The following is an 11,131-nucleotide window of genomic DNA, read 5'->3' as shown; positions in this document are numbered from 1 at the left end:
ACTAAAGAGACTTGTAAAAGAATCGATAGCGATATACAACACGATGAGACCGCACCTGAGTTTAAATATGGAAACGCCCAATCAGGTGCATAATAGAAAAGGCCAGCTACTGGAGCTGGCCTAAAAATCGTCAACCTATTTTAGGACGGGTCAGTAATTAACTTAAACCAAGCTATTCTTCGCGCTGGTCACGCGCTAAAAGATCCATCGCTGCTTGCTTTGGCGATTTAGCTTTATAAAGCACCTGATAAACCTGCTCAACGATTGGCATTTCTACACCAACCCGTTGCGCGAGCAAATACACTTCTTTGGTATTGCGGTAACCTTCTACCACCTGACCAATATCCGCTTCTGCTTGCTCAAGTGATTTACCGGCACCTAGTGCAAGACCAAATCGGCGGTTTCGGCTTTGGTTATCAGTACAAGTGAGTACCAAGTCACCCAAACCAGCCATACCTTTGAAAGTCTCAGCTTCAGCACCTAAGGCTTTACCCAAACGCGCCATTTCGCGTAAACCACGGGTAATTAAAGCGGTGCGTGCATTTGCGCCAAAACCTAAGCCGTCGGCCAATCCTGCACCTATCGCAATCACGTTTTTCACTGCGCCGCCCAGTTGCACGCCAACAATATCGTTGTTGGTATACACTCTAAAGCTACGTTCACAGCGCATTACTTCAGCCAAGTAGCTAACAAAGTCAGTATCTGATGAAGATGCCGAAATGGCCGTAGGTAAACCTGCGGCTAATTCTTTAGCAAATGTAGGCCCTGAAATAACCGCTAACGAGCGTTGCTCGCCAAGCACTTCAACCGCTACTTCTGAAAGCAAGTGCCCAGTATTTGCCTCTAAACCTTTGGTTGCCCAAGCTACACGCGACTCGGCACTCAGCATGGGCTTTATTTGACGCATAATGTCAGCAAAAGCAAAGCTAGGCACCACCACTAATAAGTTGTCGCTTTGGGCAACGGCCGTCGCTAAATCAGCCTCTAACTCGAGACTATCAGGAAAGGTAATACCGGGTAGAAAATCTTGGTTTTCACGGGCTGCATTAAGTGCAGCCACATGTTCAGGCTCATGACCCCATAACACGGTACGTTGTCCATTACGGGCAATGGCAATCGCCAAAGCAGTACCGTATGAGCCAGCGCCCAATACGGTCATAGTCGCCTTTGAGTTAGTCATTAAGCGTCAGCTTTAGCCGCTTGTTGCTGCTCAGCTTGCTGTTGTACGTAGTTAGCAAACAAGGCATCAAAGTTAACTGGTGCAAGGTTAATTTGTGGGAATGAACCTCGGTTAACTAAATTAGATACCGCTTCACGAGCGTAAGGGAACAAAATGTTCGGGCAGTAGGCGTTAATTGCGTGAGCAAGTTGCGGCTCTGGCATATTACCTAGGGTGAAAATACCACCTTGATGAACTTCACATAAGAATGCTGTTTTGTCTTCTACTTTTGCAGTAACTGTAAGCGTAAGCACTACTTCAAATACGTTATCAGCAAGTTTGTTGCTAGTAGTATCTAGGTCAACTTTCACTTCTGGTTTCCATTCTAGTTGGAAAACTTGAGGAGAGTTAGGCGTCTCGAAAGAGATGTCTTTGGTGTAGATACGTTGAATTGCAAATTCTACTTGTGGTGCTTCTGTGGTTGCTGCTTCAGCCATGATAAATACCTTTAATACTGTGTTTTAAAATTGTCTAATTGCTAAGCGTTAGCAATCAAAGCGCGATCTTATTTCTTAGTGATCGGTAGGTTTGCAGATTTCCAGTCGGTCATGCCGCCGCGTAAGTTATACACTTGCTCAAAACCACCTTTAACTAGCGTATTTGCCGCTGAGCCAGAACGCATCCCTGTTTCACATACAACGATAATGGGGCTGCCCTTTAAATTTTCAATAGGCTTGAAGTTATTAGCCTGTATTTGAGTTAAAGGAATGTGACGTGCGCCCGCAATATACCCTTTTTTGTATTCATCGTTAGTACGAACATCAACCACTACGGCGTCTTGTTTATTGATAAGCAAGGTCGCTTCGTGATTACCCACTGAAGTCACTTTTGACAACATTGGTTGAATAAAACTGTAAATAACGGCACCGAACAAACCTACCCAAGCGAATGAAATGATAGGGTTATTTCCGACAAATTCGACAACTTGCTGCATAGTATGACAATTCCAGTTAAGCAAATAGTTAGTGATAATGGGGCGAGAGTATACACCCGAGCGGCAAGAATAGCAGCTATCGTAGACGCGTAACTAGGCAAATTGACCTAAGATTCATACACCAACAAAAAAACCACTTAAAATGACTAATCTCGGTTGAATTGCGTTCAATCAGGTGACTCAAACTAAAAATGTAGTAATATTTCACTAATTCGTTTTTCACTTTTACATTTACCGATTGAGGAAATTGCAATGTCTGCAAGCAAAAAGCCTTTGGCTCTAATCATTATGGATGGCTGGGGCTACCGCCAAGATAGCGCGGATAACGCCGTAGCAAACGCGAACACCCCTGTACTAGACAACCTTTGGAACACTGCTGCTAGCACACTGATTTCAAGTTCTGGTCTAGATGTTGGTCTACCTGACGGCCAAATGGGTAACTCAGAAGTAGGCCACACCAATATTGGTGCCGGTCGAATCGTATACCAAGAACTGACTCGCGTTGGTAAGTCAATTACAGATGGTGACTTCTTCACCAATGACGTTTTAGTGGGCGCGGTAGATAAAGCCGTAGCAGCCAACAAAGCTGTACACATTATGGGTCTACTTTCTCCAGGCGGCGTTCACAGCCACGAAGACCACATGTTAGCGGCTATCGAACTCGCCGCGAAACAAGGTGCTAAAGAAATTTACCTGCACGCATTTTTAGATGGCCGCGATACGCCACCACGCAGCGCCCAAGGTTCTATCGAGAAATTTGATGCTAAGTTTGCTGAAGTGGGCGCGGGTCGCATCGCTTCATTAGTAGGTCGTTACTACGCCATGGACCGCGATAACCGTTGGGAACGTGTAGAGGAAGCTTATCAGCTATTAACCGAAGGCAAAGCAGAATACAGTTACGCTAACGCAACTGAAGCACTAGCGGCCGCTTACGCGCGTGAAGAAAACGATGAATTTGTTAAAGCATCAGTAATTGGTGATTCACCAGCAGCCATTAACGATGGCGACGCGGTATTGTTCATGAACTTCCGTGCTGACCGTGCTCGTGAAATCTCTCGCTGTTTTGTTGAGCAAGACTTCACCGGCTTTGCGCGCGCTAAAGTACCAGCCTGCGAGTTTGTTACGCTGACTCAATACGCAGCAGACATTAACGCACCTTGTGCTTACGGCCCAACAGACTTAGTGAATACCCTAGGCGAATGGCTAGAGAAGAAAGAGAAAACTCAACTACGCATCTCAGAAACTGAGAAATATGCTCACGTTACCTTTTTCTTCAATGGCGGCAAAGAAGACGCGTTTGTTGGCGAAGATCGCGAACTTATCCCTTCACCTAAGGTAGCCACTTACGACCTGCAGCCAGAAATGAACTCGGAAATGTTAACCGATAAGTTTGTTGCTGCCATTGAAAGCGGTAAGTACGATGTAATTATCTGTAACTACCCTAACACCGACATGGTTGGTCACACTGGCGTTTATGAAGCAGCAGTAAAAGCGTGTGAAGCAGTAGATACAAGCATTGGTCGTTTAGTGGAAGCACTAGATAAAGTAGGCGGCGAGTGTTTAATTACAGCTGACCACGGTAACGCCGAGCAAATGGTTGACCCAGAAACAGGTGGCATCCACACCGCTCACACTAACCTACCGGTACCATTTATCTACTACGGCCGCGAAGCCACGCCAGTAGAAGGTGGTCGCCTAAGTGATATCGCTCCTACCATGCTAAGTTTGATGGGCATGGAAACTCCAGCAGAAATGACTGGCAAGGCCTTGATGAATTTGAAATAATGGCTTGATGAAACAGCCTAATTCACATTCGAATCAAGGTGTTATTAAACGCCTTGTTCGCCTGTTAAACGCCAGCCTTATCGCTGGCGTTTTGCTATTGCTCTGCTCTCCTACTCATGCCGATGAGCAACAGCAGCTGATTAATGTGCAAAAACAGCTCAAGCAGCAACAACAGCAACTCAAACAACGCAAAAGCAATATATCTAAAGCCCAAGAGCAGTTACGCCAATACGAATTAGCGCTTGCTGACTCTAGCCAACAACTAAGAAAACTCAACAACCAACTGTCTCATTCTAAAATGGAGCAGCAGCAAATTGAGTCACAGATAAATACCTTAAAACAGCAGCTCAAACAGCAACAAAAAGCCCTAGCAGCTCAAATAAATAGCGCCTACCGTTTAGGTGAAAGCGACTATATGAAGATGCTGTTGAACCAACAAAATGCAGCCAACTTAGAGCGTATGCTCAGTTATTACCAATATTTGGCGAAAGCACGCAGTGCTGCATTACTTGAAGTAAATGATAAGCAAATTGAATTAAGCCGAGTACAAGAGCAACTGGCAGAGTCGCAGAAAAAGCTCGAAGCCTTAGTAAGCCTGCAGCAAGACAAATTACAGCAATCTCAAGCTCAACAGAATCAACGTAAGCAACAGCTCGCTAAACTCAATACCTTGCAAAACACAGAACAAAGCCGTTTAGAGCAGCTGCAAATAAACGAACAGCAGTTACAACAAGTGATTAGTGACAAAATTGAACAGCAGCAACAATTAGCTTTGAAGCAAAACTTGGATAAAACCCCACTCACCGGGTTAGCCAAAACCAAGGGCAAGCTGCCATGGCCACTTAGTGGACGAGTTCTGCATAGTTACAACAGCCAAAATCAAGGGCAAACACGCTGGCAAGGCATTGTGATTGATTCCCACCCTGGCACCAAAGTGCAAGCAGTAGCGGCTGGTAATGTGGTCTTTGCCGATTGGTTGCGTGGTTACGGGCTAGTGGTAGCTATTGATCACGGAGAACAGTACTTAAGTTTTTACGGCTATAACCAAAGCATAAACGCCGAAGTGGGTGAACGGGTAAATGCCGGAAAAACCATTGCTTACGCGGGTAACACGGGTGGGCAAACCACCAATGCATTATTCTTCCAAATTCGCCATAAAGGGCAGACCCAAGACCCGAGTAAATGGTTAAAATAGTTAGCGCTTGTGTAAGCGTATTGTTTTGTAGCCATCTGCTTGCCAGCCAACTCACCATTATTATCGACGATGTGGGTAATAGCGCCCGTGACATTGACTTATTGGAGCTTCACCCCAGCATTACGCTTTCGGTTTTGCCTTCCAGCCCCTATGCCAAAGAAATTGCCGAACTAGCCCAACAGCAGCAGCGCGAAGTGATGTTGCATTTACCCATGCAGGGTAGCGGGGAAATAGCGTTAGGGCCTTATGGCTTAAACGACCACTTGGATGAAGGCAGCTTTAAACAGCGAGTACAAGCCGCGATTAATGACTACCCCGAAGCCACCGGTTTAAACAACCATATGGGTAGCCAGTTAACCCAACTTCCCACTGAGATGCACTGGCTAATGCAAGTATTGGCAAAACAGCAATTGTTTTTTGTGGACAGTCGTACTCATTTAGCCAGCATTGGCAATAAAGTTGCCAGCCATTACCAAGTGCCCAACCTGCGCAGACATGTATTTCTAGATCACCAAGATAATCCCGCTGCAATAGAAAAACAGTGGCAGCAGGCAATTAACATTGCGCGTAAATACGGCCATGCTGTGCTTATTGCTCACCCAAGACCACATTCGGTAAATCAACTGGCTAAACTTGCGCTACCAGAAGATGTACAGCTAGTTGGTGTGGCCCAGCGATTAGCGCTCAATAACATTCCCAAAACAGAATCACCACTGCTCCAACTAGTGGATGCCACAAGCTTACAAACTGCTGAAGATATTGAAACATCCACCTATTAGTAAACATAGTATTAAGCGCTTAGCCAAGGTTCATGACTGCGTAGTTCGTATCTTCCTTTTCCTTGAAGCGCTCTCTTGTTGCTAGGCTTTGGGGCGGCTTCTATCTGCTCATGCCTGTTCACAATTATTATACGGCACTGGTTTGGCACTTGTGCTGTGATTTTTGTATTACTACACCAAGTCATAGATTCGAAATAGAAAGCAAACGACACTAATCTGCGACTACGTAATTGATGACTGAACCTTAGGATTTAAGCCGTTTGCTGCTCGAGGTGAATAAGATTATCCAAAGCTTGCTGCTGGGTATCACCACATAGCCACTTAGCGGCTTTAAAATCACTACATACTTGTGGCCGCTTGGCTTGACCAAAAATTTTGCACAAGTTATCAGCATTGAGATGCACACAGCGCTCACCGGCAGGTTTATGTAAAGAACTAATCGAAGGCGCAATACAACAAGCACCGCAACCGATTCGGCATTGCATAGTCAGTGCTCACGAAATTGAAGGGGCGCTAGTGTAGCAAAAAACATCTATAAATATATGAGTAAAACAGCAACAAAAAATGGCAGCCAAAAGGCTGCCATTTTTATCTTTTTAAGCCAAAGGTTTAGTGAAGCCTGCGTAAGCTTAGTCGCCCTGTTGGCGAGAGGAAATCATCAAAACACAGCATCGTTCCGTTACTCAGGGTAATACAGTTTTTCTGATTCACTGACCCATCATGCTCTGAACCATCACTAGGTAAGTTAGGATCAATAATCACGCCTGGCGAAGAAGGTATACCGTCTTCCACTTTTTGGTGTGAACTGTCGTTGTTAATGGTGTCGCTATCATCGTTAGGATCGGTGTTTCCATCAGTACCGGTATTCCAAGTTCGACCAGAGTGCAGGTTAAGCTCCATATACCAACCGCTACCACCTGATGCGCATGTATCAGTATTGGGTAGCATGGTAGTAAAACTTAACTTGTTTGATAGCAACAAGCTATGACTCACCTGCCGCTCTCCATAGTTGTTAGTATTTTTGTTTTGAGTGTTAACAAAGTCTAAATACCAACCACTTTGACTAAACCAATCAATCGGGTAGTCAGTTAATAGGCGATTGCGGGCGTCTTCTTCAATTATCGCTTGGCGCAATAAATTTGAATCATAAACCTCTTGGCCATCTACCCGTGAGCGAGAGCTCTCTACTGCAGTACCGTTTAAACGGTCCCAAATAACGTAAATACTCTGAGTATCTTGATTATCAGCATCGTTGTCATCCACCTCAATGTACTTGCCTGTGCCAAAGGCCACCAATACCCCTTTACCTATACCCTCGGGGTGGACACCCACAGATGGCTTAGTCGTAATGGGCTGAGCTTGATACTGGTAACTGGTTCCCACCACCTTTTTACTAGGGCTTACAGCACTAAATAGAGGCGGTTGTTTACCGCCGCTGCTGGTTGTAGCTAAGCCCCAGTCACTGGTAGATTTACTTGAGACATCAAACACCCACATGTTGCCGAATAAGTCGCCTGCATAAATCCTATCGGCTACGCCATCACCAGTTAAATCAACTACCGCAGGAGACGCTAAGCCATTTGGTCTCGCTTTACCAGTGGGGTCTTGTTCACTACCTATCCCTGTTTTTAAGCTCGCAATTAAACTGCCGTCTTTTAAATCAGCAATGAATAACATCCCTTCATCTTCAGAAGCGTTATAGCCATTAGAAAATATGACTCCAGTTTTACCATTAGGTAACTTAGCTATTGTAGGTTGTTCTCGGCTATAACCTAAGCCTTCGAAGCCCCTAGTGTTGCTATCAATTTCCCACTTGATATTGTTTTTAGATGGCCAGTTCATATTAGTAACATCAATGGCATACAAGCCTTTAACGCCAGTGCCTAAAGTGCCAACTACCGTGGTTTTGTCTGAATCGTCGGTATAAGCGCTAATGGCTCCATCAACAAAGTATTTATGGGTATAAGTGCTTCTACTTAGGCTGTTAAGGTGTTGGTAAACTTGGCTTGGGATATAGGCCATTAGTTCTTTGCCCGTCTTCGCATCGATAACATGTACCATGCCGTCATTAGCACCAAAGACTAATACTGGTTTATTCACCTTATGACCTGTTGCCACATCAACGTAATAGGGAATGGAGTTGATCACATCGCCCAGCGCGGTAGAGCGTTTACGCATGGCGTAGGCTAAGTCACTTTGCTCATAGGTTCGATCACCGCGAAGGTAATTAACCACGGCCTCCAGATAAGCAACCTTGGTAGCTTCAGAGCCGTTTTGCCCACCAAGTAAACTATTGATTTGCGCCAGGCTTAAGCCATCGCTGTCACCACCCAAGTTATTTGGCGCAACAAAGTCTACGATTCGATTCGATTCTGGGTTGCGCGTAAAAATCGTTCTATTTTCTGGCAACATAGCGTCTAATTCTTTAGCCGCGCTCCACGTTTCAGTTGAGCTAAAGCCGCCGCCACTGGCAGCTTTATAAGCTTTCACATCACCACTCCAGTATTCCCCATCAAAAGCAGATTGATATAGAAACGAGCTACTGGTTAAAAAGTTATTGTTAAATACCGGTGGACTCGCTGATTGACTGCCACTGGCGATTTTCTCTAAAGCTTTACCAATTTGAGCTCCCAATTGACCCGCATTTGTCACAGGAAAGTAGTTATCTGGTGAGCCGGGTACTTCTTCATCCCATTCACCGTCATCAGGTATACCGTTATTGTTGGTATCGGTGAAGCCCCCCCACTTCGCCGCGTACCACAGTGGCGATGGTAGTAGGGTGGCGGCAGCAGAATCAGAGCTAGGGAAGAAGTTTCGCTTACGGATGAGCGGTAAATCATTGGCGTTATTGCTCACTTCGCGCGAGTTATATGGAAATGCCGCTTCGTTTTCTAAAGGCGTATCTAAATAGTACTCACGTTTGCTACCACTTTTGTCTTTCACGTCGAGGTAGATACCGTCTTTATCAGTACCCGAGATAACGTATCCAGCATGTTGATCGATACTGCCCGCGGCATACAGCGAGTCTAAGGTTAACTGCACACCTTTGCGCTTTGTACAGGTAGCTTCGTTGTCATAAGCACTGTTGCAAAGCTCTTTCACTTCATAGTGATACTTAACGATCATGTCCATTTCATGGTCGGCACCTTGCTCAACATCCTCAAAATTGATCCTAAAGGTGCCTTTCGTTGGTGAGAACTCTTCTACGTAATAATCCACAATGGTATTGGTAGGCTGAAAATCGCCTTTTTTGGTGCTAATACATTTTCCACCCACACAGCCGCCTACTGATTTAGCAAAGGGCACAATAATGATTTTTTCACCCGCAACCTCTACTTCAACCTCAGGCAAAGGGGAAGATACAGCCACTACGGTAGTTTGGATGTTTTGCTTACCGGGTTTCGTTGGGAACATATCTGTTTTATGCCCATAATGCGCTACTGCGGCGACGGAATAACTACCTTCTTTAGTCGGCTCCTGTGGAGACAAACCACGAATTTCCGATAAGCTAGTCACCGTTTTTGCGGTTGGCGCACTCGTTGTGCCAGAGTTATCACCGACCGATTCACCAATAAAGTAATCTCCTTTAATGTTCTCGTGAGTAGAAATATTATCGAGTAAGTTCTTTAAGTGAAAACCATCTAGCGTGGACCCCGAATAGCTACTCGCAAAACTCGGATGTGCGTTCGGTAATTCGTCTGAATCGTAAGAAGGGCTAATATCACTAATCACCAAATTAAACGGAGCAGCGCAGTAATCCCGATTTTCGTAAGGGTCATCCCAGGTAGCAAAAGGTAAGCCTAAATAACCATCTATCGTGCCTTTACCACTTGAATATGAGCCGCTGGCTGAGCCTTCCCCATGAAAATACCGCAAACTCTCATAAAGCATTTCACCAATGGGGTTGCCCCAAGAGGTACATTCGCCATTGCGAATAGCTCGGTCTGTGATCCAACCGCAGCCATACTCATAGCTGCCATATTTAAACCCATAAATCCGCAGCTTATTAATGGTGCTAACAATACCGTCAGTGTTAGTTTTAAACTGACCGCTGTTGGTAATAATCTCATCGCCAAAATGAGACACCGCTTTGCGCAACACGCCACCGGAGAGGTTTTTATCATAACTGCCTGTGAGTAAGCCAAACTCTATGCTGCCATCTTCGCCGTAATCATGTAGCAGACCGGTAGGTTTAAATTGCTTATTGGGGTATTCCTTACAGTTAGCCTCGAGCTTGTCTTTCACACATACTTCAACACGGATCTCATAAGACTCGCTAACATTACCAGCTAATACCGGACGCTCGGTTGTGGCCCACTCCCAAATCTCTTTGTTCATATTCTTTTTAATGCGGAGCTCTGGTGCACCGCCATCAGACCAAGAAGCGCTACCAAAAAAGTGTTTTCTATTTGAATTTGGTTGAGACAAAGGGGTGTAGCTATCGATACGATAACCGTTTACAGCCTCAGAGGTATAACTCTTCCCCCAAGAGTGAGCGTCTTGAGGAATGAAAACTCGCTCAAGTACCGTTAAGCCTTCGCTATCCACTGTGCGATAGCCGCCGTATAACACCGTGCGTAAAACATCCATGCGCGACATGGTTAAGTAGTTAAGGAAATCTCCACTCCATTCACCAGAACCGCTACACGTTTTGGTAGTCGCTTTTGCGCCCACGCCCGGTGAAAAGCGTTTTTGCGCAGTATTGTAGGTATAACAGCGTTGGCTGTTAAAGTAGCCAGCATAATCAACAGCAAGAGGATTATAGTTAATGTCTAAATCATCGTTACCGGTTAAGTCGGTAGCGTCATTATAAGCTTCATAATAAAGCGTATGATCCCGCCCCATCACCAACATCACCATTGGTGCTGGCGTGGTAGCCACATATAAAGGGCTATCGGCTAAGTTAAGGTTTGCCGCTGATAAGGCAGGGGCAACGCAACAGCTAATAAAACTAAAACTAAGTAAACGGCGTTTTATATCACTATCGGTTTTAGATAATAAACGCCATCGCATTTGATGTATAAACACAGAGAATTTCATTAACGCTTCGCTTCCAACAACATAGCTCGCCAGTCTTTTTCAAACCCTTTGAAAAAGTAATAAACGACCATAGAAAACCTGTTGGAATTTTAAGCTGAAAAGGATGAAATTTCAGTGAAGTCTTAGACAATTTATTTTAGTAATATCTATTAAAAACATATATTTAAATAAATATCTCA

At 44.9% G+C, this 11,131-nt stretch carries 8 protein-coding genes; 3 read left to right on the top strand and 5 right to left on the bottom strand.

What is annotated here, in order from left to right; all coding sequences use genetic code 11:
• Nucleotides 1-172: 172 nt before the first annotated feature.
• The 3 genes from gpsA to FFR00_RS11020 all read right to left on the bottom strand — a co-directional run bounded on the left by gpsA (nucleotide 173) and on the right by FFR00_RS11020 (nucleotide 2,153).
• Nucleotides 173-1,180, bottom strand: coding sequence for an NAD(P)H-dependent glycerol-3-phosphate dehydrogenase (gene gpsA / locus FFR00_RS11030; RefSeq protein WP_137673452.1), 1,008 nt, complete (start codon nucleotides 1,178-1,180; stop codon nucleotides 173-175).
• Complete coding sequence (secB, locus tag FFR00_RS11025) at nucleotides 1,180-1,656, bottom strand: protein-export chaperone SecB (RefSeq protein ID WP_137673451.1); 477 nt, start codon at nucleotides 1,654-1,656, stop codon at nucleotides 1,180-1,182. The genes gpsA and secB overlap by 1 nt, the downstream gene beginning before the upstream one ends.
• A gap of 68 nt (nucleotides 1,657-1,724) precedes the next feature.
• The gene (locus FFR00_RS11020; protein WP_137673450.1) at nucleotides 1,725-2,153 is read right to left on the bottom strand and encodes a rhodanese-like domain-containing protein; all 429 of its coding nucleotides are present in this window, start codon (nucleotides 2,151-2,153) and stop codon (nucleotides 1,725-1,727) included.
• Nucleotides 2,154-2,405: 252 nt separating this feature from the next.
• Here FFR00_RS11020 and gpmM point away from each other — a divergent pair, with 252 nt between their 5' ends.
• The 3 genes from gpmM to FFR00_RS11005 are packed head-to-tail and all read left to right on the top strand — an operon-like array spanning nucleotide 2,406 to nucleotide 5,912.
• A complete protein-coding gene (gene gpmM / locus FFR00_RS11015; protein WP_137673449.1) occupies nucleotides 2,406-3,938 on the top strand; it encodes a 2,3-bisphosphoglycerate-independent phosphoglycerate mutase in 1,533 nt (510 codons plus the stop codon).
• Between the two features lie 7 nt (nucleotides 3,939-3,945).
• On the top strand, nucleotides 3,946-5,133 hold the full coding sequence (locus FFR00_RS11010; RefSeq protein ID WP_137673448.1) for a murein hydrolase activator EnvC: 1,188 nt from the start codon (nucleotides 3,946-3,948) through the stop codon (nucleotides 5,131-5,133).
• Nucleotides 5,121-5,912, top strand: coding sequence for a divergent polysaccharide deacetylase family protein (locus FFR00_RS11005; protein WP_137673447.1), 792 nt, complete (start codon nucleotides 5,121-5,123; stop codon nucleotides 5,910-5,912). The genes FFR00_RS11010 and FFR00_RS11005 overlap by 13 nt, the downstream gene beginning before the upstream one ends.
• A 251-nt stretch (nucleotides 5,913-6,163) precedes the next feature.
• Here FFR00_RS11005 and FFR00_RS11000 read toward each other — a convergent pair whose 3' ends face one another.
• Nucleotides 6,164-6,397 (bottom strand): YkgJ family cysteine cluster protein, encoded by a 234-nt coding sequence (locus FFR00_RS11000; protein ID WP_137673446.1) that lies wholly within the window; start codon nucleotides 6,395-6,397, stop codon nucleotides 6,164-6,166.
• 124 nt (nucleotides 6,398-6,521) lie between these two features.
• Nucleotides 6,522-10,952, bottom strand: a complete 4,431-nt coding sequence (locus FFR00_RS10995; RefSeq protein ID WP_137673445.1) for a pilus assembly protein — start codon at nucleotides 10,950-10,952, stop codon at nucleotides 6,522-6,524.
• Nucleotides 10,953-11,131 lie beyond the last annotated feature (179 nt).

Origin of the sequence: Agarivorans sp. Toyoura001 (assembly GCF_005405585.1) — a bacterium.
Lineage (GTDB): Bacteria > Pseudomonadota > Gammaproteobacteria > Enterobacterales > Celerinatantimonadaceae > Agarivorans.
The sequence above is the reverse complement of the archived record's forward strand: the minus strand, read 5'-3'. Positions and strand labels throughout refer to the sequence as shown.

Excerpts from the sequence above, each read along its gene's own strand:
- gpsA (WP_137673452.1), bottom strand. The coding sequence starts at position 1,180 with ATGACTAACTCAAAGGCGACTATGACCGTATTGGGCGCTGGCTCATAC.
- FFR00_RS11010 (WP_137673448.1), top strand. The coding sequence starts at position 3,946 with ATGAAACAGCCTAATTCACATTCGAATCAAGGTGTTATTAAACGCCTT.
- FFR00_RS11020 (WP_137673450.1), bottom strand. The coding sequence starts at position 2,153 with ATGCAGCAAGTTGTCGAATTTGTCGGAAATAACCCTATCATTTCATTC.
- FFR00_RS10995 (WP_137673445.1), bottom strand. The coding sequence starts at position 10,952 with ATGAAATTCTCTGTGTTTATACATCAAATGCGATGGCGTTTATTATCT.
- gpmM (WP_137673449.1), top strand. The coding sequence starts at position 2,406 with ATGTCTGCAAGCAAAAAGCCTTTGGCTCTAATCATTATGGATGGCTGG.
- FFR00_RS11000 (WP_137673446.1), bottom strand. The coding sequence starts at position 6,397 with ATGCAATGCCGAATCGGTTGCGGTGCTTGTTGTATTGCGCCTTCGATT.
- secB (WP_137673451.1), bottom strand. The coding sequence starts at position 1,656 with ATGGCTGAAGCAGCAACCACAGAAGCACCACAAGTAGAATTTGCAATT.
- FFR00_RS11005 (WP_137673447.1), top strand. The coding sequence starts at position 5,121 with ATGGTTAAAATAGTTAGCGCTTGTGTAAGCGTATTGTTTTGTAGCCAT.